This window comes from Gardnerella sp. DNF01141 (assembly GCF_049244255.1).
Taxonomy (GTDB): domain Bacteria; phylum Actinomycetota; class Actinomycetes; order Actinomycetales; family Bifidobacteriaceae; genus Bifidobacterium; species Bifidobacterium vaginale_E.
In genome coordinates this window covers 1,414,243-1,436,702 of the sequence record NZ_CP058391.1, presented here as the reverse complement: position 1 = coordinate 1,436,702, position 22,460 = coordinate 1,414,243, and the positions used below count along the sequence as shown (strand labels likewise).

Here is a 22,460-nt window from a genome sequence, read left to right as displayed (position 1 = left end):
AATGACTAATCAAAAATTCCAACCAGTGCTGCTCGGCAGCGATATTAACGCTTACGGAATGGCTAGAGCATTCCATGAAGCATACGGTATTACTTCTATAGCTTTTGCATATTTCCAACTTTCTCCTACAAAATTTAGCAAGATTATTGATGTGAGAATCGTTCCAAATTTTGGCGAGCTTAAAACATTTTTAAGCACAATGCTTTCGTTTGGAGAATCATGGAAGAAAGAGAATCCAAATACTAAGCTTCTACTTATTCCTTGCGGAGATGTTTACGCAAATTTGTTAAGCCAGTGTGGAGAAAAATTGCGCGACTATTTTGCTTTCCACACTTTGCCAAACGAATTAAACCGACAGCTTAGCCTTAAAAGCTCGTTCTATAAAACTTGCGAAAAGTACAATCTTCCTCACCCAAAAACTAAGGTAGTAAACGCTGAGGAAGTAGCTTCTTGCGCATACAAAGATCTTCCATTCGACTTCCCGATTGCTATGAAGCCTGCAGATAGCGCCAAATGGCTTAAAGTTGATTTTGAGGGGCGTAAGAAGGCTTTTATTATCGACACACCTGAGGAGCTTGATACTCTTATTCAACGTTCTTATAAAGCCGGTTACGATGGCGAAATGATTTTGCAAGACTTTATTCCGGGCGACGATAGCCGTATGCGCGTTCTAAACGCATACGTAGATAGCGAGCACCACGTGCGCATGATGTTCCTTGGACACCCGCTTCTTGAAGACCCAACTCCAGAAGCGGTCGGCAATTACGCTGCTATTATTCCTGACTACAATGAGGAAGTTTTCCGCAACATTAAAGCGTTCTTAGAAGATATTAAATACGTTGGCGTAGCTAATTTTGATATGAAATACGATGAGCGCGACAGAGAGTATAAACTTTTTGAAATAAACTTACGTCAAGGCCGCTCAAGCTACTTTGTGACTTTAAACGGCTTTAATATTGCGAAATATTTTGTTGAAGATTTAATTGACCATAAGCCTTTTGACGGAAATACTGTGTTCGGCCGTGGAGAAAAATTGTGGATGGAAATTCCACGCTCTATTTTCTTAAATTATGTAGCAGAAGGCGAAGAAAAGAAGCGTGGTACTAGTATGATTCGTCGCGGCGATTGGGGCACTACGCTAGAATATAAGAAGGATATGAACCTACTACGCTGGCTTATGATTCGTCATATGTTTTCAATTTACAAGAAGCGCTATGCTGAATTTTTCCGCAATAAGGCGTGAAATACTCCGGCACAATATGGGTTCCGAAAGGAAAATTACACGATGAAACGGCCGTTTTTTGCTGTGCTTGGCGGCATGGGCACGCTTGCAACAGAAAGCTATATTCGTTTACTGAATAAAGAAACACATGCGCATAATGATCAAGAGTTTTTGGATTATGTGGTGTTTAACGACGCTTCTGTGCCAGATAGAACGGCTTATATTGTTGGCAATTCCGAAGAAAACCCATTCCCTGTTCTTGCGGACGATATTCAAAAAGCAACGCAAATGGGAGCTTCTTTTATTGTATTAACATGCAATACGGCACATTATTTTTACGATAAGTTCCAAGCTCTTACAAACGTGCCTATTATGCATATGCCTCGCGGAGCTGTGGCCGAAATTGCTCGACGCTACCCTACTGCTCGTTGCAAGCGCATTGGATTTTTAGGCACTGCAGGATCTCGTAAAGCGGGAGTGTATCAGCGCGCTATTGAAGAAGCGGGATACACGTTTGTAGCTCCAGACGACGATTTGCAGAAACGTATTACTTCGCTTATTTACGATGACGTAAAAGGCACAGGAGACCTTGATTTTCACCGTTACGAATCAGTTTTAAGCGATATGCTAGACCCTTCTGGAGCATGCCGTTGCGACGCACTTATTTTAGGATGCACAGAGCTTAGCGTGCTAAATGAAGCTTTCCCTCTTCCGCAAATTCCTTTAGTTGACGCTCAAGCAGTACTCGTAAAAGATACTGTAGAAAAAGCTAAAGCTTTGCGAAATTAGCAAATTAAGCAGCTAAATAAGAAGCTTGATTCTCAAGACTCGTCAATATTCGGGTGAATTGCAACGCGCTGATCTTTTGGCTTTTTTAAGTCCGGATTCACATGCTCAACAAGCATTGTGCGAGCATCCCCTGCCGTAACAAAGCTTCCGCAAATAAGCACGCCGTGACCGTAGCCAACGCCAAGCTCATCGTCTTCATCAACAAGATTCACAGCCGTTTGAATAGCATCCGGAAGCTCGTCAACACGAATCACGCGATCCCTGCCAAACACGCCTACAGCAATCTTTTCGAGCTCTTCCGGATCCATTACGCGGTCGCGCCAAGAATTACGAGTCACAATAATCTTCGTCAAAATAGGCTCAAGAACACCCAAGTATTCTTCAACCTGCTTATCTGCCATCATTGCAACAACACCAATAAGCTGCTCAAAATGATAGTTTTCTTCAATAGTTTCACGAAGAGACTCAGCAGCATTCACATTATGACCACCGTCAACAATAATCGTCGGCGAAGTACGAACCTGCTCAATACGACCCGGAACCTTAACCTGGCTTAAAGCTTCAGCAACCAAATCGCCATCTAAAGCTCCATTTACCGGTAGCACAACTTCAGCCGCAGCGAGCGCCGCCAAAGCATTATGCGCCTGATGCTTACCAAACTTATCTATTGGAACATCCTCATAAGTGCCAAGAGGCGTGCGCAAGGTAACAAGCTGGCCGCCAACTGCAGGAGTACGAGAAACAACTTCAAGCTCGCCGTCACCATAAGAAGAATCGCGCAATAATTTAGCATTATTACTCTCAGCAACTTCCTTAATAATTGGCAAAACCTTATCCTCATGCGGCTGAGGACCTAAAATTACAGTGCAATTTGGCTTAATAATGCCAGCTTTTGTGCGCGCAATCTCTTCAACAGTGTTTCCAAGCCACTGCATGTGATCCATATCCACAGGGCCAATAATTGCAGCATCCGCGTCCATAACATTCGTAGCATCCCATTCGCCACCCATGCCAACTTCCATTACAGCAACATCAACAGGAGCATCCGCAAAAGCCCAAATTGCCATGGCTGTAAGCACTTCAAAAAAGCTCATTTTTGGCTTACCGTCAGCCTCCATGCGAGCATCAACCATGTCGATAATATCTTTCATTTGATCCCAAACATCAATAAAATCGTCGTCGCTGATTTCTTGACCATCAATCATAATGCGCTCGTTTATGCGCTCTAAATGTGGAGAAGTGTAAAGACCAGTGCGCAAACCGTATGCTCGGCACAACGACTCAGCCATGCGAGCAGTAGAACCCTTGCCATTCGTGCCAGTAATATGAATAACGTGCATAGACTTTTCTGGATGCCCAAGAATATCGAGAATTAAGCGCATTCTGTCTAAATCAAGATTAGTTTTATTATGCTCAGGAGCGCGGCTCATAATATTGCGCTCAATATCAACAATTCGCTCATTATTGCAATTTGGATGTTCCATAGACATAACTGCACTCCCCTAATTTTGTGCTCACTTACTCATTTTCCAAATATATAGATTAGTTTATGCCAACAACACTTACAAAAAATAATTTTTAAGAAGAAAGCTAATACTTATACTCGCATATGATTGTTTTGTAAATTACATATAAAATCTGATCTTTTTAATCCAAAAAACTCGCGCAAAACAGTAAATAAGACTATGTTAGTTATTGTCTAGTTTAATTCCTAGTTTATTTTTATTTACACACAAAAAGAAGTGTTAAGGAGTCGCATAATGGCAGAAAATACGCCAACAGAGCACGGTGAAGAATTAAAATCTGACGGTACGCAAAAGGCGGAAGACCGCGTTAACAATCGTTCTCTTCGACCAAATAGCGATTCTTTTAAAGATTTTATGACAAGCAGCTGGGATAATCAGGAGCCGGAAGTTAAGCCTCTTGAATCCAGCAAGTACATTCCAGCACGTTTAGAAGCACTTTCAGAGCGCTTCCCAGGAGAACGCTTAGTTATTCCTGCAGGACAACCAAAAGTGCGCAATAACGATTGCGATTACGCTTTCCGCCCAGACACAACTTTTGCCTACTACACTGGCTTGGGTCAAGATTATGAGGCTGGAGCCGTACTTGTTATGGAACCGGTAAGCGAAGACAGCAAGGAAGCTAAAGCCTGCAAAAATCATATTCCAGAGCTTTTTGTAGCCCCACGCGCAGATAACAGCACTTCAGCATTTTACAGGGATCCACACTACGGAGAATACTGGGTTGGCCCACGCGCAGGCTTGAAAGAGCTCAAAGCCATGACAGGAATTGAAACGCGTGACATTGCTGAACTTGACGACGCTATTGCAAAGAATGTAAGCGACGACGCAAATGGCGAAGGCGTTCGCGTTCGAATTATTCGAGAAACCGATCCGGAGCTTACCGCAAAAGTTGAGACAATGCGCGAAGCAAGCGGGTTTACGGACGAAGACGCTAATAGTTCCGCTGACGACAAACTGCACGAATTTGCTGCAGAAGCTCGCATGCTTAAAGACGATTACGAAATTCGAGAAATGCGCAAAGCTGTTGCTGCAACAAAGCTTGGTTTTGACCGCATGCTTACTAGATTGCCTCAAGCTCTTGACAAAGAACATTCCGAACGCATGATTGAAGGCGCTTTTAATTCTGTTGCACGCGAGGAAGGAAACGAAGTAGGCTACGACACTATTGTTGCTTCCGGCAAGCATGCTCCAATTTTGCACTGGATGCGAAATACTGGCGTAGTTTCTAACGGAGAACTGCTTCTTATTGATGCAGGCGTTGAAGTAAACAGCCTCTACACCGCCGACATTACGCGCACGTTCCCAACAAACGGCAAGTTTACCGACTTGCAAAAGAAGCTTTACCAGTGCGTTCTTGACGCTCAACAAGCCGGTTTTGAAGCGGCTAAGCCAGGTGCTACTTACTCCGATATTCACCACGCTTGCATGCGAGTATTAGCAGAACACTTGCACGAATGGGGAATTTTGAAGGTTAGCGTTGAAGAGTCACTATCTCCAGAAGGCCAGCAGCATCGACGCTGGCATGCGTGCGGAGTAGCTCACCATCTTGGCTTGGACGTACACGACTGCGCTCAAGCACGCTACGAGTCTTATCAAGGCGCAAAAATTACTCCAGGCATGATCTTTACGATTGAACCAGGATTGTATTTTGCAGCTAACGATTTAATACTACCGGAAGAAATGCGCGGTATTGGCATTCGCATTGAAGACGATGTGTTAATGACAGAAAACGGGCCGGAATGGCTTTCTATTGACATTCCAAAGCAGATTGACGATGTAGAAGCCTGGATGGCCGACCGTGCAGGAAAGGAAATATATGACTAAGCCAATTGTTCTTTCGCTAGGCGAACTTTTATGGGACTTACTTCCGCACGGAAAGCGCGTAGGTGGAGCGCCAGCCAATTTTGCATACCATGCACAATGCCACGGCGCTCAAAGCTGCATGATTAGCGCAGTTGGCCAAGATCAGCTTGGAGACGAGCTAATTGACAAAGTCAACAAAGCTGGAATCACCTCAATTATTCAACGAAATGCTTGGCCAACAAGCACAGTAGAAATAGCGCTTAAAAACGGAATACCAGAATACACAATTTTGAGAAATATTGCGTGGGATCATATTCTTTACACTCGAGAGCTTATTGACCTCGTAGAGAGAGCAGACGCGGTATGCTTCGGCACTCTTAGCCTGCGCTCGCAAGAAACTCACGACACTATTCTTCAATTATTGAAGCATACTAAGCCTGGAGCGATGAAGTTCTTCGACATAAACATTCGAAGCGACCACTACTCTAAGGATCTCATTGATACTCTTCTTCAGCAAGCCACCGTTTTTAAGCTTAACGATTCCGAACTGTTCCTACTTCGAGACATGTTCAATATTCGCGACACTTCCGACGAAGAAGCTTGCCGCTGGTTCCAAGCACGCTACGCATTAGACTACGTGATTCTTACAGGCGGAGCTACATTTAGCACGATTATTACAAGCACCGGCGAAAGCTCCACTATTCCAACGCCTCACGTAAACATTATTGATACGGTTGGCGCAGGAGACGCATTTTCTGGAGTGTTTGCAACGCATATTCTTAAAGGCGAAAGTCTTGAAGAAGCGCATCGAGCAGCCGTTAATACTGCTGCGTTCGTATGCACTCAGGAAGGCGCATGGCCAAAGTATCCTAAACAAATACCGGATTATTTAGCAAAAGCCGGAAGATAAAGTAAAAAATAAAATAAAATAAAAATAAAATTTAACTCATAAAAATCAATAACGCCACTTCATAAACTTGATGAAGTGGCGTTATTTAGTTCGTGGGGCCTCAGGGGCTTGAACCCTGGACCGACGGATTATGAGTCCGTTGCTCTAACCGACTGAGCTAAAGCCCCACGCTAACAAAGTTAGCAACGACTAGATTAGCACATACCCATAAACGTAGCCAAACCTAGTGCGTCGAACTCAAATAAAAAGCATCACACGCGCTCAGTTCGTCCGGAAGCAAAGTTATCAAGAGCACCGGTTGCGCGCAAAGCCAAGTAAACAAACCACACAAGCACACCGGAAAGCAAAAGACCACTTACAAGCTCCGTAATCATATGAATCGTAATATAAGTAGGAGCTTTAGCCTGATACTTAGTGAAGCTTAAGAACACACCATACTCAAAAGCCACAAGCAAACCAGAAAGAGCACTCAAAGTCAAATTAAACTTTCGATACTTAGCAATCAAGAATGGCAATTCTGCAAAAACACCCTGCAGCAAAGCAGAAATAACAGTATCCCTAATATTAAAAGGAGAACCAAGCAAAACCTGCACAAAAGCTGCAACAACATTCACATACACTGCAGAACCAGGCTTACGAATTAAAAGAAGAGCAAGAGTGCCAGATAAATACCACACGCCATGCGTAATACTAGCAAAACCAGGAAGAATAGCAGCATTAAGCGTGCGAATTATTGGAATAAAAACCAATCCATAGCCAAAAAGAATTACGCCAAAAACAGCAGATAAAGCAGCTCCCAAAGCAATATCCGCCACACGCCAACGCAAATTAGCAACAATTGAAGGCTCCGGATTAGCTTTATCATTCGCACTATCCGTTACAGGAGTTGCAGAAGCTACAGAAGCAGATGATTTCGCTTCATCACTATCAATACTATTATCAATATTCGTGTTAAAAATATTGCTCATAAGAAATCCTTTATCTTAAAAATGCTGCGCATTGTAAATACTTAATTGAGCACTTCCTGACCTACGCAACCCGGGCAGAAGCACCAACGAGTAAGTCTATCACCTTAAACAAAAGAAACACACGCTATAACAAATTTGCGTTATCAAAGTAAGTTATAACGCAATATAAAACCGCAGAAATATAGGAACAAGTAGCAGAAAACAGATAACTGAAGGAAAAACCTAGGTTATAAGGGTTATATGCCAAAAACTTGGGCAAGATGCAATCAAAAACAAAAAGCACCGCTAGGATTTTAAGCGGTGCTATAATTTGTACCCCCTAAGAGAGTCGAACTCTTGTTGTCAGATTGAAAGTCTGGTGTCCTAACCGTTAGACGAAGGGGGCTTCGAACCAAACCATATGATATTAACACTCGGAAAAGAAGCTCGCAACTTACGGCGTGTTGAGATTAAGTACGGCTTAATTGCGTGTGTGTTTGTAGGATTAGTTTTATTTTTTCTTTCGATATTCTTTAGTATCGTCTATGAGTTTTGACTGGTGTTCTTGTTCTTAGGTTCTTGACGAGGCTGGAAAATTTGTGTTTGCGCAAGTCCCGTCCTTCGTTGCTTTAACTGTTAAAGTATTTTGCTGTGTTCGCCTATCTTTTAACAATGTTGCTTCCTCAGTCCTCTTTTATTGCTGAACACAATTTTTCCAGCCTCTCAACACACTAAACGACAACACAAAACTCATAACTCGTTAAATTTGTTACGCAAAGTACGTGGTTTACTAAGTGCAACTAAAGTCACGCAATTAAGCTGCGGGTAGGTGCGTGGTAGGTAGGAGTGTTCGGTGTGGTGTGTGCAGCAGCGCGAATGCTAGTATTCGCTAATCAACAGGACTAGCGTATTGAGAGCATTATTTCGCTAGGTAGGTGAAGTCGTGAATCCTGCGACCAGCCTCCAAGCCTTTACGCTCAAAATTTGTAAGAACGCGACCAGCAAAACGCTCAGATTCACTAAAATCTGCGTGAGGAAGAGCTGCTGCAGTGTCGACCGTACCTTTTCCAACGTGCTCAGTTGGGAGACTTACTTTTAATTCGCCAATATTTGTGAAATCTTCGCGAGAATCCATAATCTCATGCACGTGCAAAGCATAATCCTCAATATCTGTAGCAATGCGCCACGCACCCTCTTTGCGCAATGCCTGGTGAATTGTAGAAGCAAGCTCTGGCTGCACTATACGACGCTTATGGTGGCGCATTTTAGGCCATGGATCAGGGAAGAAAGTCCAAACTTCTTCTAAAACACCTAAATCGCAAGCTGCGAAAAAATCAGGAGCATTGATTTGCGCAATACGAAGATTAGTTAAACCTTGCTTTCCAGCTAAAAGCATTGTGTGAGCAACGCCTGGATCATAAACTTCAAGCGCCAAAAAGTTAGTTTCCGGCAAACGTTCTGCTGCAGCAACAACGTTTTCGCCCTGACCGGAACCGATTTCAACAATAAGCGGATTATTATTGCCCCACTTATCTTTAATCCAATCATGCGTAATGTGCAAATTTTCGCGCAATCTAAAAGAGCCAGGAGCTTCAGTAACATCTAATAAGTACTGACTTGCATAACGCTCCTGAGCGTGCTGTAAACGCGCATCTAAGCGTCCAGAACGACGCACAAACGACAATACAGTGCGTTGCTTGGCTTGCATAGTGTTTTCGTTTTCATTTTCACTGCTCATTAGATTACTTTCGTTATTCGGCTATACGCTTTTAGTTAAATTATTTAGTTAAATTCGCATGATTTTAGTTATGCTCGAACTCTTGTTTATGCTACCAAAAAGTATAAAAAAGCAGCGAGAGTGTTAAACAAACGCTGCTTAATTAAGATTTTTATTGCGTAATACGCTTTAAGAGAACAAGTCTCGAGCAGTATTGCCGTTTGGAGCATCCTCTACTTTAATATTCACTTGCGCAGGACTGAGCAAGAACACGCGAGGAGTTACACGCTCAATAGAACCGCGCACGCCGAATACTACGCCAGCAGAGAAATCAACAATTCGATACGCCACAGACTCAGTTACGCCAGTTAAATTAAGCACCACTGGAACGCCATCTCTTAAAGCACGACCAACCATTTGCGCATCGTCATAAGACTTTGGATGAATGGTAGTAATACGGCTCATGCGATTAAGACTTGCGCGAGCAGAAGTGCCACTAGGGCGAGAATCGTCTCCGCGCTGCGACGCAACAGGTGTTACCGATCGATCGTTGTCAAAGGAAGTTTCTGGAACATCAGCTTCAACATAATCATCATCTTCTTGAACATCTGCCATACCAACGTACGACATTACGTTCTTCATAAAGCTAGCCATGAAGCCACCCTCCTCTCGTTACGCCTAACGCAGAAAATCAGGAATATCTAGTTCATCCGGTTCAGAAGGCTGCGGTTGAGCAGGTTCTGGATTAGATACATACTGCTGATTTGCTGCAGTATCAAACATAGAAGGCACAGAAGCAGGCTGCTCTGCTTGTTTAGCAGCAGATTCTTCCCTCATAGCAGAAGTAGACTTTGCTGGAGCAACAGACTTTACATCTGCCTGCATATCAACAAACTGACCGGCTGTTGCTGAAGATTCTTCCGACTTAGAGTGAGCGTCAAAACCTGCAGCAATAACAGTCACACGCACTTCGTCACCGTAGGAATCATCCAAGGAAAGACCCCAAATAATTTGTGCTTCTGGATGAATAGCCTTACGAACAAGCTCAGTTGCAGCAGACGCTTCTTGAAGCTTCAAATCGCTTGGACCTGCAATGTTAATCAAAGCACCGTGAGCACCTTCAATGCTTTCCTCAAGAAGAGGCGAGCTGATAGCGATTTCAGCAGCCTGAGTTGCACGATCTTCACCCTTTGCAGAACCGATGCCAAAGAGTGCTGTACCTGCTCCACGCAAAATAGCGGTAACATCGGAGAAGTCCACATGAATGTACGAATTTGTGGTAATCAAATCAGTAATACCTTGAACACCAGCAAGCAATGCAGTATCTGCCGTCTTAAATGCTTCAATAATACCGATTGTGCGATCCGAAATTTCCAAAAGACGATCGTTTGGAATTACGATTAACGCATCAACTTCTTTGCGAAGATTTTCGATACCAAGTTTTGCAGATGCAGCTCGCTGCGGCCCTTCAAAACCGAATGGACGCGTAACAACTGCAATAGTTAAAGCACCCTGCTGATGCGCAGCACGAGCAACTATTGGGCTAGCACCAGTGCCTGTACCGCCGCCTTCGCCGCAGGTAACGAACACCATATCAGCACCCTTAAGTGCTTCTTCAATATCTGATTGATGATCCTGTGCAGCTTTTGCACCCTTCTCAGGATCAGCACCAGCACCAAGACCTCGGCTTGAAGCGTCCGATAATGAAATCTTTACATCAGCATCAGAACGCAGTAAATCTTTAGCGTCAGTATTAATGGCTACAAATTCTACATTCTGTAGACCCTCGCTGATCATCCGATTGACGGCGTTACCGCCGGCACCACCGACGCCGACTACCTTGATGATGGTTTTGTCGTTGAAATTGTCAGTCTGGGCAATCTCGCTCACCGTTTTCTCCTGTCACTCACGCACGTTTACACAATATTTTAGCGCAAAACGCTCGATACTGACGACGTTTTAACAATAAACTGAAAAAATGTCACTGATTTGATAATACACCGTGCTATATGCAAATATACATAGCCGGTAATTTTCTTTGAATAATCACAAGATAATCGCAGAATAATCAGTATATAAAAATGGCCAAAAGCCTAGAAAACTCTAGTAACTAGCATCCATCGGGTCGTCGCCAAACAAGGCTTCGCGCTCCTCATGGCTTGTAGTACGAGAATCCAACCAGCCGTATGGCAAATGAACTTTTTTAGCAAAACGCACACGACCACGCGGCGTGTCTAACACTTGTTCCGGCAGACGAAGAGAGCCGTCGAGCATATTAAGATTGCGATTAACATCCTCAATAGACTCGCATTCCATAAAGTTTTTGCGAGTTCCTCCACCAACCGGAAAACCCTTTAAATACCAAGCAATATGCTTACGCAAGTCGTGAACAGCCATACGCTCGTCACCATCATAAAACTCAACCAAAAGATTTAAGTGGCGCAAAATCACTGAGCCAACTTCCGCCAAAGTAGGATTAACACGATTATCGCTACCCTCGCAAGCGTTACGAATATCTGCAAAAATCCAAGGCCTACCCTGGCATCCGCGACCAATGGCAACTCCCGCGCAACCAGTTTCTTTAAACATTGCGAGCGCATCTTGCGCACCCCAAATATCACCGTTTCCAAAAACAGGAATATTAAGCGCATCAACAAGCTCACCAATACGCTGCCAGTCTGAATGACCACCGTAATATTCTGAAGTTGTGCGAGCATGCAAAGTTACAGCAGCACATCCTTCTTCCTGAGCAATATGGCCGGCTTGCATAAAAGTTTCATGACTCTCGTCAATACCAACGCGGAATTTAGCTGTAACTGGGATTCCTGCAGGATTACAAACAGAAACTACGCGATGCAAAATTTCTTGCAGCAAATCAGTTTTCCAAGGAAGAGCAGACCCACCGCCGCGTCTTGTAACTTTAGGAACAGGACATCCAAAGTTTAAGTCAACATGGTCGGCCATGTTTTCATCGACAACAATTCGAGCAGCAAGCTCCACAATAGAAGGATTAACACCATAAAGCTGCAAAGATCGCACTTTTTCACTAGGCGCAAAACGACAAAGTCTAAGCGCTTTTGGATTTCTTGCAACTAATGCTCTAGCTGTAATCATTTCTGCTACGTAAAGCCCGTCTGGACCAAATTCTCGGCAGATTACGCGAAATGGCCAGTTAGTGATTCCAGCCATTGGAGACAAAACAACAGGAGTTGCAATATGAACTTTCCCTAAATCCACTGGTTTGATAGAAAAATTCATATTGCTTTAACTCCATTCACTTTAATAATATTTTTGCTTATTAATACTTAAGATATTCTTAAGCGATACTCAAACGCGTATTAGTACAAGCCGCCAGCAGTCGCGATTTTAACAGGCTTAGACTCGTCTTCGCCTGCTTCTTTAGCAATATCTACAGCACCATCAGCTGAGCGAGTGCCAACAATCTCAACAGGACCCTGCGGATACTTAACGCGCTTTTCGTTAATGCGGCTAGCAACGTAATCTGCAACCTTGCCCAAAGAAACGCGCTCTTGCTGCATAGTGTCGCGCTCGCGGATAGTAACAGCGTGATCTTCCAAAGTATCAAAGTCAACTGTTACGCACAAAGGAGTACCGATTTCGTCTTCGCGACGGTAGCGGCGGCCAATAGCGCCTGCTTCATCGTAATCAATAACCCAATCATGCTGGCGAAGATCTGCAGCCAAATCTTGAGCAACAGCTTGCAATTCCGGCTTCTTGCTCAACGGCAAAACTGCAGCCTTAACAGGAGCCAAACGAGGATCGAGTCTAAGAACAGTGCGCTTGTCAACGCCGCCCTTAGTGTTTGGAGCTTCGTCAACGTCGTAAGCGTCAACCAAGAATGCCATAAGAGAGCGCGTAAGACCAGCAGCAGGCTCAATAACGTAAGGCACGTACTTTTCGCCAGTAGCCTGGTTAAAGTAGCTCAAATCCTCGCCGGAATGCTTAGCATGAGCAGACAAATCGTAGTCAGTACGGTTTGCAATACCCTCAAGCTCTCCCAGTCAGAACCTTGGAAGCCGAATTTGTACTCAATATCGACAGTGCGCTTGGAATAGTGGCTGAGCTTCTCCTTAGGATGCTCGTACATACGCAAGTTTTCTGGCTTCACACCCAAATCCACATACCAGCGAACGCGAGTGTCAATCCAATACTGATGCCAAGCTTCGTCTGTTCCAGGCTCTACGAAGAACTCCATTTCCATCTGCTCAAACTCACGAGTGCGGAAAATAAAGTTTCCAGGCGTAATCTCGTTACGGAAAGACTTACCAATATTTGCAATGCCGAATGGCGGCTTTTGACGAGTAGAAGTCATGACGTTCTTAAAGTCCACAAAAATACCCTGAGCTGTTTCTGGACGCAAATAGTGCAAGCTGTTTTCGTCTTCAACAGGGCCTAAATGCGTGCGAAGCATCATGTTGAAGTCACGTGGCTCAGTCCAGTTTCCGCGAGTACCACAATCTGGGCAAGCAATATCTTTTAAGCCGTTTTCTGGCATTTTATCGCCATGCTTTTCGGCATAAGACTCTTCCAACTTGTCTGCACGATGACGCTTATGGCAGTTCAAGCACTCAATCAAAGGATCGTTAAACACGGAAACGTGACCGGAAGCAACCCAAACTTGCGAAGGCAGAATAACGGAAGTATCCACGCCAACAACATCGCCGCGCGTGGTTACCATGTAGCGCCACCATTCGCGCTTGATATTATCCTTTAACGCAACGCCCAACGGACCATAATCCCACGCGGAGCGCGTGCCACCGTAAATTTCGCCAGCTGGGAACACAAAACCTCGACGCTTAGCCAAGGACACGACTTCATCAAGCTTTGAAACAGCCACAATACACCTTTTCGTAAAACTAGAAAATTCGGGTGAAACGGTGTTAATTATAGAAAAACCCTGTGACGCTTGTAGAATTATTAAAGTCACGCAAATTTATGAGTTTGTTGCGCATTATTTGGCGTTATATTTTGCTAAATTTGCGTAAGATTACGAATTTAAGGGATTGTGCTATGAGTGAAATCAATAAAGATAACGAAGATAAAAACGCAAACATTTGCGAAAATAGCTGCGCAAACGCTCACAAAACTAACACGGTTGCGGCGTTGTGCATTGCTCCAAGCGGAGTCGGCGACGAGTTAAGCGAGTACGTGGCGGATGCCGTGAAAGTTATTCGCGACTCTGGATTAAAAAACGAAACGAACGCAATGTTTACGAATATTGAGGGCGAATTTGACGACGTTATGCGCGTTGTTCGTGACGCAACTATGACGCTAGTTAATAAAGGATACAGAACTGGCGTAATTCTAAAGCTAGACATTCGCCCTGGTTTTAGCAATCAAATTGACGCAAAAGCAGCGCTCGTAGATAAGATTCTCGACGAACGCAAAAACAACGAAAACTAAGCGCGTTTAAGCGTCTAAACATCTAAGCGTTTAAGCGTTTTTTACGCCGCCAAACCTGCGGTCGCGATGCGCATAACGGTCAATCGACCTCCACAGCGCTTCGCGGCCGTAATCCGGAAATAGTTCCGGCACAAAATCAAGCTCCGCGTAGGATGCTTGCCAAGGCAAAAAGTTACTTGTGCGCTGCTCGCCGGAAGTGCGAATAACCAAATCGCAATCTGGAATATCTGGATTATACAAGTGCTCAGCAATCATTTTTTCAGTGATACGATCGCCTTTAATCTTGCCATTTTGAATTTCTTTAGCAATTTGCGCACACGCATCCGCAATTTCCGCTCGCCCACCATAATTTATGCAAAAAACAACGTCAATAGTTTTGTTGTTCTTGGTGATTTCTTGAGCTTTTTCCAGCTCGTCAATAACAGACTTCCACAAACGAGGACGACGCCCAGCCCAGCGCACGCGCACACCCCACTCGTTCATTTGCGCAACTCTGCGATGAATAATATCCCTAGAAAATCCCATTAAAAAGCGCACTTCTTGCGGAGAACGCTTCCAATTTTCCGTAGAAAAAGTATACAAGCTTAAGTAGCGCACTCCCGCTTCAATAGCGCCAGCAATAGTGTCAAAAACAACAGGCTCCGCGGCTTTGTGACCTTCGGTTCGAATCATTCCGCGCTCTTTAGCCCAACGACCATTACCGTCCATAATCACACCAACATGGCGAGGAACCTTTCCCTTAGGAAAATCTGGTATGCGAGAAAGGTCACTAAAAGGAGCCGCCGGAATATTAAGCGACGTATAATCCACGTTTTCAAAAGCCATACTTAAGAATGTAACAACCCCATTGAACGAATTGGACGCTCAAGATAATATTCCGCCCAAATCTTTGCGCAAGAAAGAGTAGAAGAATCGATTGGCACGCCGTCAATAGAATGCCAATCGCCTTGCAAAAGTGCGAATAGTTGAAGACGTGTTTCGTCAGAACAAATAATAGATTCGGGCGTATGATCGCCAGCACACATAACGCCGCCGGCAGATGGAGAAAAGTAGCACAAATTTTCTTCTTTTCCGCAAACAACGCAAGTTTTTAAACGCGGCGACCAGCCAGCCAAAGACATTGCGCGCAAAAGGTATGAAATTCCAATAGCATTCGGCGCATGCTTTCTGTTAGATAGCGACGACAAAGCAGCAGTAAGTAGACGATACTGTCCGGAAGTATCTTGATATTCACGCATATACTCATCCGTATATTCGTTGGAAACCAGAGCATCTGCAACTTCCAACATAACGCTTGCATACTCATAGGACGTATAATCGGCACAAATCGGGCCGGCGTAGGCAGATATGGAAACAGCCTGTGATACAACATCCAAAGACTTTCCTTGCGCCAAAAGCACATCAACGCGCATAAGAGGCTCAAGTCGGCCGCCAAAGCGCGATTTAAGACGACGAACTCCTTTTGCAACAGCACGAACTTTTCCATGCTGCTTTGTGAGCAAAACTACAATTCTATCTGCTTCACCCAAAGGAAAAGCACGAAGCACAACGGCTTCATCGCGATACAACGGCATAAATCAAACTGCCAGTCTAAAATTATTGCAAATCTTAGCAAATAAAAGCGGTTACGCTATGCCGTCACTGGTATCGTCACTATTATCGTCGTCATTATCTGAATCATTATTGAAAGAAGTCGATTCATCAATATGACCGATTATTGGGAATGAAAGATCTGGAATATCCAAACTCAATGGCTTGCTAGGCTCTAAATGCGTAACTGGGATTTGCATAGAATCAGATGCGCGCTTTGCAGGAGCTGCAGGCGGGAAAGATGGTATAGCAGATGCAGCAGACTCAGGTGCGGACTCAGGTGCAGACTCAGCAGCTTCGTGCGTACGATGTGAAACCGGAGGGAAAGCAGGAGGCACAGTCGGCGGCACAGAAGTATTCGCAACTGGCTTTGCAGCTGGCTTCACAGCTGGAGGCACAGTCGGCGGCACAGTAGCAGAAGCAGAAGAATTATGCATTACTGTGGCACTTTGCAAAAGCTCATCGTTACTATCTTCATCGTCAAGATTTGCAGACTTACTTTCTGCAGAATGAGCCGTAAAGATTGCGCGCTCAGACTGATGTAACGCTTCAAACGAATCGCTAGAAGATTGATTATTGTAATCAACCGGAGCAAAAATGCTTTGCTTTTCGTGATCAGGAACATTAGGCACCAATTGAGAGCGAGTAATCTTTGGCAAAACGTTTGAGACTTCGCCCTTTTCTGCAGAAGAAGTTGCGGAAGATACTGCAGAAGATACGCCAGACACTTTTGTTGCAGGAGCAAAAGATGGAGCCACAGAAGCAGTTGCAGAAGCAGCAGACGCAGCAGCCACGTCCGTCGCTGTTCCAACAGCCGCAGCCGCAGACGCAGCCTCAGCGGACGCGCGCTTATCTTCAGCAGCAGACGCAGCAGCAATAGCCTCAACAAGAGTATGTCCTGAATAATCAGAATTAACATACTTGTCTAAACGCTTAAGAGATTCCAAGCTACTTAACAAACGCACGCAAGCATTCAAGTAGTAATCAACCTGACGCTCATCATAGCCATGTTTGCCAGTTTTTTGAGTGAAAATAACATTAGAAACATATGTGGAGTTAATGTCGTTCAAAGTATTTTCGTCAGTTTCCCACTCAAGCTCGTGACCAAGCATAAGCGCAATCTTATCTAAAGCTTGATCAACCATAATATCTACTTGCTTACGAGCATAAGATGGTCGACGAGAAGCTCCGTTATCAAAACGTTCACGATAATCACGCTGAGCATGTTTCAAAAGCTTACGATACAACTCTTCAGCGCGAGCTTTCCAAGCCACCCTACCACACTCGGAAATCTCCTGCTCGGTGCATTTGTCAACAACTGCGCGCTCCAAACGAGACAGTGCAGCATCAACCTGCCCAATAACATAACCATTTCGCTCTAAGTCAAAAGAAACTTCTTGAATGTCTTGCTGAGTAAGTCGAGCCTCATCGCTTTCATACAAAGTGTGCGCACGCTCCAGAAAAGCATCTACCTGTGCGACGTTATATCCTAACTTACGCTTACCCACACGCTCCATTCCTGAAGCATTACGAGCGGTATCAGGTTTATTAGTCATCTACTATCGACCTCCTGAGCACATGTTTCCATTGAGTATACTCTACGCGATTGTTGAGACGCGCGCCACGCTTAAGTACATTCGTACAGACCCTCATGTATGTTTTTACTTTGTTGCAATCGGGCGATTAGCTCAGCTGGCTAGAGCGCCACCTTTACACGGTGGATGTCGGGGGTTCGAGTCCCTCATCGCCCACTTTCTGTTCGATTCAAATTACCTTATTTAATTAGATTATTTAATTCGCTTATTTTGTATTCATTTTGTATTCATTTTGTATTTACATCTTTTGCACTACAGCTTGGCAATTTATCTGCTCCACGGCTGGAACCTATAGATTTCAACGCTTTATAAGCTTCATCAATAGTACTAACTCGAACAACTCGCAAACCTTGTGGAACATGACCAACTACTTCGTCGCAATTATCTTTAGGAGCTAAAAACCAGGTAGCACCATCTCGCTTAGCTGCAATCATTTTTAGGCGAATACCACCAATAGCGCCAATTTTCTTCGATTTTTCAATAGTTCCAGTGCCGGCTATAGTTTTACCGCCAGTTTCACTTTCAGGCGTAAGCTTATCTAAAATTCCAAGCGTATACATCATTCCTGCAGAAGGTCCCCCAACATCTTCAATATGTAAACGCAACTTCACACCCTTAGTATTAATTCCAAGATGCTTAGAGGCGTATTGTAAAGCAACATTTTGCGCAACATCCTGCGAATTGTTCATTTCGTGTTCGGATTCCTTATCGTAATCATCCGCATTCTGACCAACAGGCACAATTGCTTCGCGAGGAATTATCGCTTTTTGAGGATTCAGCCACGAAATAAGCGCTTCAAATGTTGAAACTTCATGCCCTGGAACTCCAGAAGTATCAACAGTGAGCATTAATAATTTCCCGCTATCTTTATACTTTGCATGCTTTGAAAGTATTTGAATTACAGGAAGCTTTGAATCTCCAGAAACACCAAGCACATCCTGAGTAGTACCAGGCTCTTCTACAACATACGCACTTGGTAGCATCAGCGCAATTAACGCAACTAATACGGCAAAAAATCCCGCAAAATAGCGCAAAGAATGTGAATCAATATACAAAATTAACTGCTTCGCAAATGTTAGCAATCTACCTGATAACCTGCTAAATATGCGCAAACGTTTAGAAAAGCCAAGCATGTTTGTATCATTACACAAGCCCTATATAGATTAATTTGATTTTGAATTTGACTTATAATGCAAATAATGCAAAATATAATGCAAAATATAATGTATAAAACATAATAAAAACATATTTGCTTTAAACCGCAGCAAAAGGATGAACTCATGAACGATGATGCAATTCACCAGTGGCTTATTGAATGCTTTGGGCCAATACAAGGCGAAGAAGCATGGAAACAACTTGAACAACTTCCTTTTGAGCTGCGCGAACAACTCTTAAATCAAAACCCAGATAAGCTTCCTAAACCGGACGAAGTTCGTAGCATGATGCAAGCTTTCAGCGCAGGAGGACTAAATAATCCTAATGAAATGGAAGCAACACTTGAAGAAGGGCCAATTAACCAAAAACTTGCGCAATCAATTGCATTACAGCGCGCAACCGGAGATCAAGGTAACGTAAATGCAGAAGTTGCTGACTCGGCTAGGCGTGCGCTAAGTCAAGCAAATTTGTGGCTAGATATTACGTGCAATTTCAATCCTGCTCCAGGAACACCAGCGGTACTTTCAAGAGCGGATTGGGTTGAAGGAACACTCGGAGCATGGGTAAAATTCGCAAACCCTGTTGCAAAATCCGTGAACGAAGCGCTTACTTCTGTTATTGAGGAGCGATTTAGCGGTGTGGACGACGCTGAAGTAAAAGGACTTTTTGCAGGAGTTGTGCCGATTCCGCTGCCTGAAGGAATGAATAATCCAGCGCAACTAATGAAACTACTCGGAAACACTTCCTTTGCTATGCAATTAGGGCAAGCTGCGGGCGCACTTTCGCACGAAGTACACGGAAGTTTTGATCAAGGACTTGCGTTATTGCAAAATCCTGCTGGAGGCTTAATTCCATACAACTGCATTGAATACGCAAAAGTGTGGGAGTTAGATATTACAGAAGTCATGAATTATTTGGCTTTGCGAGAAGCAGCTCACGCAAGACTATTTGCATCCGTGCCATGGCTTATGCCGCGATTTGAGGCGCTGATTATTAAGTATGCAAACGGAATAAACATTGATTTAGAGGCGATGGAAGAACAACTTCGCGACGTAGAAACTATGAATCCGGAAGCAATTTCGGGTGCTGTAAATTTGCAGAATATTGGTAGCAATGATTCAGAGGAGCAGCGTCAAGCATTGCACAGTTTAGAAACACTGCTTGCGCTTGTTGAAGGATGGGTTGATTGCGTTACTTGGCAGGCTGGAATGGCTCATATTGTGCATATTGAACAGTTGCGCGAAATGATGCGTCGCGAGCGCGCTGCAGGAGGACCGGCAGAAGTGACATTCGAATCGCTTTTGGGATTGAAACTTAGACCTCGCCGAATGAGAGAAGCAACTAAGTTGTGGGAAAAGATTACGCAAGAGCACGGAATTGATAAGCGAGATAGTTTGTGGGGTCACCCAGATTTGCTACCAACTTTGCAGGAAACTAGCGAAAACGCGAAGGAAGATGGTAGTGAATCTAATCATGAAAATAGTAGCAAAAGCGTAAACGCAAATAGCAGCGAAGTCTTAGATACTAGCTTAGGTACTAGCAGTAGCGAAAATTGGGATGCTGACTTTAGCAAGCTACTTGAGGAAGAAGAGCACAAAAAGAATCAAGGCGGCGAAACTGGTAACGGATCTGGCGACGGATCTGACAATACCGACGGCGCCGAAAATCAGGCTGAATAATCAATCACGCTATTAAAGCGATGTAAAGGAATAATCGAAATCCCCTCAAACATTCTGTAGCTTTGCAGTAATGCTTCTGGAACGGTAATTACTTGTTGATTAGTGAACTTTAACATTAATGCTCTGCAGACGCTGATTACTTATTACTTATAGAACACTAGCATCATTGCTGCTGCGCACTCCACACCAGACACTCCTACCACACAGCAGAACACTAGCGGTTTTAGTGGTAGTGAGGGTGGGTGTTGCTTGGTCGAGCAATATAAAAGCGGAGCGATAGTAATATCTTTTTGACGAATAACTATTTTTGCAAAAAAGTAAGTAAAAAAAAAACTAAACTTAACTATCTAGCCACTAAGTCCAAATAAGGTATAAGAGCGGAGCGCTGCGAGACAAGTAACACCCACCCTCACAGCCACACCATAAACCGACAGCCAAAAATCGAAATCAAGCCAAGAAGCGGCTAGGAGCGCGATTCATCCCCGCGCTTCCCTCTTTTCGGCAAGCGTAAGACAGGTGAAGCGTTTTTTCAGCACGAGTCACAGCAACATACATAAGTCTGCGCTCCTCTTCTATATCTTCATCTGTAGAAGCAGAACCGAATGGTATTAAGCCTTCCGAGCAACCAACCACATAAACGTGCGCAAACTCCAAACCCTTAACTGCGTGAATAGTAGAAACCGTAACTGTTGAAATATCAAGCGTTTTAGAAGCATCACCAGCATCTAAAGAAGCCGAGGTTTGCGCATCTTCCAAAACATTTCGCTGCCAGCCAACGTCTCTTCTCACTCGATACGGCATTTTGGCAAATTTCAAAGCCTTGCAAATAACCTGCTGCTGAGCGTTAGTGCGCGTTAGTATTGCGCAATCTCCCGGATTGGCAACTTCGCTTTTTACAAACTTTACAATTTGATTGACCACACCCAAAGCTTCATCAACATCAGTCGCAAAAACCTGCTGCGAAACACGAGTACCGCCTTTAGTAAGAGACTTAACTTTTACGTAGTCACGCTTATACGGCGATGAAGCAAGTACGCGATTAGCAATACCAACTATGCGCTCTGTTGAACGATAATCCGTATTCAAACTAATATCGGCACTTATTGGAGCAAATTCTTGCGGAAAAGCTAACAAATCGTAGCTACTTGCGCCCGCAAACGAGTAGATAGTCTGAGCAGGGTCGCCAACTACGCAAATATCACGATTCTGCCCCATCCATAATCGCAATAATTCGTGCTGTAAAGGAGACACATCCTGATATTCGTCGACTGTAATCCAACCAATTGATTGACGAATACGCCTAGAAGATTCCGGAAAATTTCGCAAAATATGACATGCAAGCAAAAGAATATCGTTAAAATCAATACAATTATGCGAATTTTTTTCTGTTTCGTAAGCTTCGTAAACGTCAACGAATTGCTGCGGTTCTAATCCTGCAGGAGGCAGGCGATGAGTTGCAGCACAAGCGCGAATGTAATCATCTGGCGCGATAAGCGAAACTTTAGACCAGTTGATTTCCGCCAAAATATCTCGAGCTTGCAGCAAAGTTAAGCCATCAAAATCTGGGTAACGCTTAAGAGCTGCAGATATTATTTGCTTAGGATCTTCCATAATAGACGGAAAAGGCGCTGAACAAACTTCACTCCACACGCTACGAATCTGCTGCAATGCAGCCGAGTGAAAAGTTGCAACACAACCAATATTTTTAACGCCAAGAGCCTCTATTCTAGAGCGCATTTCCGCAGCAGCTTTTACAGAAAAAGTAACTGCCAAAACTCTTTCAGCATCCCACTTACCGCTAGCGCAAGCATACGCAATTCGACGCGTAATAGTGCGCGTTTTACCAGCTCCAGCGCAAGCAATAATGCGCACCGGACCTTCTACTGCCGTGGCAGCTAAACGCTGCGAATCATCCAAACCATCTAAAAGAGCTTCTGGAGAAGGCGCTTTAGAAGCGTCTGAAGAAGCCGCTTTCGAAGTCACTTGCGAGGTTTCTGGCGAATAATTCATACCTACTATTGTGGCAGCAATAACGACGCTTGTGCAAGCTGAATAAAAACATGTGTATAACTTACGAAAAATTGGTAAAATCTCGGTGCTTTG

The 22,460-nt window shown here is 44.1% G+C and carries 17 protein-coding genes, 3 tRNA genes and 1 pseudogene; 7 read left to right on the top strand and 14 right to left on the bottom strand.

Going from position 1 to position 22,460, the window contains the following annotated elements; genetic code table 11:
• Window position 1: 1 nt before the first annotated feature.
• Window positions 2-1,243 carry a hypothetical protein gene (locus HXT35_RS05585; protein WP_004128687.1) on the top strand — a complete coding sequence of 414 codons (1,242 nt, stop codon included), beginning with the start codon at window positions 2-4 and terminating at the stop codon, window positions 1,241-1,243.
• 42 nt (window positions 1,244-1,285) lie between these two features.
• The gene (locus tag HXT35_RS05580; RefSeq protein ID WP_004128690.1) at window positions 1,286-2,011 is read left to right on the top strand and encodes an aspartate/glutamate racemase family protein; all 726 of its coding nucleotides are present in this window, start codon (window positions 1,286-1,288) and stop codon (window positions 2,009-2,011) included.
• Window positions 2,012-2,043: 32 nt separating this feature from the next.
• On the opposite strand, the gene HXT35_RS05575 is transcribed toward HXT35_RS05580, so the two are convergent.
• Window positions 2,044-3,501: a bifunctional folylpolyglutamate synthase/dihydrofolate synthase gene (locus HXT35_RS05575; RefSeq protein ID WP_004128692.1), complete on the bottom strand. Its 1,458-nt coding sequence runs from the start codon at window positions 3,499-3,501 to the stop codon at window positions 2,044-2,046.
• 270 nt (window positions 3,502-3,771) lie between these two features.
• Between HXT35_RS05575 and HXT35_RS05570 the strand changes: the two genes are divergently transcribed.
• Together HXT35_RS05570 and HXT35_RS05565 are read left to right on the top strand one after the other, a co-directional pair.
• Window positions 3,772-5,361: an aminopeptidase P family protein gene (locus HXT35_RS05570; RefSeq protein ID WP_421788003.1), complete on the top strand. Its 1,590-nt coding sequence runs from the start codon at window positions 3,772-3,774 to the stop codon at window positions 5,359-5,361.
• Window positions 5,354-6,250, top strand: coding sequence for a carbohydrate kinase family protein (locus tag HXT35_RS05565; RefSeq protein WP_004128695.1), 897 nt, complete (start codon window positions 5,354-5,356; stop codon window positions 6,248-6,250). The genes HXT35_RS05570 and HXT35_RS05565 overlap by 8 nt, the downstream gene beginning before the upstream one ends.
• A gap of 93 nt (window positions 6,251-6,343) precedes the next feature.
• Here the strand turns inward: HXT35_RS05565 and HXT35_RS05560 are convergent.
• The 8 genes and pseudogenes from HXT35_RS05560 to HXT35_RS05525 all read right to left on the bottom strand — a co-directional run bounded on the left by HXT35_RS05560 (window position 6,344) and on the right by HXT35_RS05525 (window position 13,772).
• Window positions 6,344-6,417: transfer RNA gene (locus HXT35_RS05560), tRNA-Ile, on the bottom strand.
• Window positions 6,418-6,501: 84 nt separating this feature from the next.
• A complete protein-coding gene (locus HXT35_RS05555) occupies window positions 6,502-7,218 on the bottom strand; it encodes an ECF transporter S component (protein WP_004128698.1) in 717 nt (238 codons plus the stop codon).
• A gap of 313 nt (window positions 7,219-7,531) precedes the next feature.
• Window positions 7,532-7,603: transfer RNA gene (locus HXT35_RS05550), tRNA-Glu, on the bottom strand.
• Between the two features lie 513 nt (window positions 7,604-8,116).
• Window positions 8,117-8,935, bottom strand: a complete 819-nt coding sequence (gene trmB / locus HXT35_RS05545) for a tRNA (guanosine(46)-N7)-methyltransferase TrmB (protein ID WP_004128700.1) — start codon at window positions 8,933-8,935, stop codon at window positions 8,117-8,119.
• A 168-nt stretch (window positions 8,936-9,103) separates the two neighbouring features.
• Window positions 9,104-9,568, bottom strand: coding sequence for a cell division protein SepF (locus HXT35_RS05540; protein WP_004128702.1), 465 nt, complete (start codon window positions 9,566-9,568; stop codon window positions 9,104-9,106).
• A 24-nt stretch (window positions 9,569-9,592) separates the two neighbouring features.
• Complete coding sequence (gene ftsZ / locus HXT35_RS05535; RefSeq protein ID WP_032843563.1) at window positions 9,593-10,804, bottom strand: cell division protein FtsZ; 1,212 nt, start codon at window positions 10,802-10,804, stop codon at window positions 9,593-9,595.
• 213 nt (window positions 10,805-11,017) lie between these two features.
• Window positions 11,018-12,172, bottom strand: a complete 1,155-nt coding sequence (gene dusB / locus HXT35_RS05530; RefSeq protein ID WP_004128705.1) for a tRNA dihydrouridine synthase DusB — start codon at window positions 12,170-12,172, stop codon at window positions 11,018-11,020.
• A gap of 80 nt (window positions 12,173-12,252) precedes the next feature.
• Window positions 12,253-13,772: pseudogene (locus tag HXT35_RS05525) on the bottom strand (glycine--tRNA ligase).
• Between the two features lie 173 nt (window positions 13,773-13,945).
• On the opposite strand from HXT35_RS05525, the gene HXT35_RS05520 reads away from it, so the two are divergent.
• Complete coding sequence (locus HXT35_RS05520) at window positions 13,946-14,338, top strand: MTH1187 family thiamine-binding protein (RefSeq protein ID WP_032843597.1); 393 nt, start codon at window positions 13,946-13,948, stop codon at window positions 14,336-14,338.
• 30 nt (window positions 14,339-14,368) lie between these two features.
• Here HXT35_RS05520 and HXT35_RS05515 read toward each other — a convergent pair whose 3' ends face one another.
• The 3 genes from HXT35_RS05515 to HXT35_RS05505 are packed head-to-tail and all read right to left on the bottom strand — an operon-like array spanning window position 14,369 to window position 17,484.
• Window positions 14,369-15,163, bottom strand: coding sequence for an isoprenyl transferase (locus tag HXT35_RS05515; RefSeq protein ID WP_004128711.1), 795 nt, complete (start codon window positions 15,161-15,163; stop codon window positions 14,369-14,371).
• Window positions 15,164-15,165: 2 nt separating this feature from the next.
• On the bottom strand, window positions 15,166-15,912 hold the full coding sequence (gene recO / locus HXT35_RS05510; protein ID WP_004128713.1) for a DNA repair protein RecO: 747 nt from the start codon (window positions 15,910-15,912) through the stop codon (window positions 15,166-15,168).
• 51 nt (window positions 15,913-15,963) lie between these two features.
• Window positions 15,964-17,484, bottom strand: a complete 1,521-nt coding sequence (locus HXT35_RS05505; protein ID WP_004128715.1) for a DivIVA domain-containing protein — start codon at window positions 17,482-17,484, stop codon at window positions 15,964-15,966.
• Between the two features lie 121 nt (window positions 17,485-17,605).
• Here HXT35_RS05505 and HXT35_RS05500 point away from each other — a divergent pair.
• Window positions 17,606-17,679: transfer RNA gene (locus HXT35_RS05500), tRNA-Val, on the top strand.
• A 71-nt stretch (window positions 17,680-17,750) separates the two neighbouring features.
• On the opposite strand, the gene HXT35_RS05495 is transcribed toward HXT35_RS05500, so the two are convergent.
• Window positions 17,751-18,656, bottom strand: a complete 906-nt coding sequence (locus HXT35_RS05495) for a YlbL family protein (protein ID WP_004128717.1) — start codon at window positions 18,654-18,656, stop codon at window positions 17,751-17,753.
• 147 nt (window positions 18,657-18,803) lie between these two features.
• On the opposite strand from HXT35_RS05495, the gene HXT35_RS05490 reads away from it, so the two are divergent.
• Window positions 18,804-20,357, top strand: a complete 1,554-nt coding sequence (locus HXT35_RS05490) for a zinc-dependent metalloprotease (RefSeq protein ID WP_004128719.1) — start codon at window positions 18,804-18,806, stop codon at window positions 20,355-20,357.
• A gap of 447 nt (window positions 20,358-20,804) precedes the next feature.
• On the opposite strand, the gene HXT35_RS05485 is transcribed toward HXT35_RS05490, so the two are convergent.
• Entirely contained in the window at window positions 20,805-22,367 is a 1,563-nt protein-coding gene (locus tag HXT35_RS05485) for an ATP-dependent helicase (protein WP_004128721.1), read from the bottom strand.
• Window positions 22,368-22,460 lie beyond the last annotated feature (93 nt).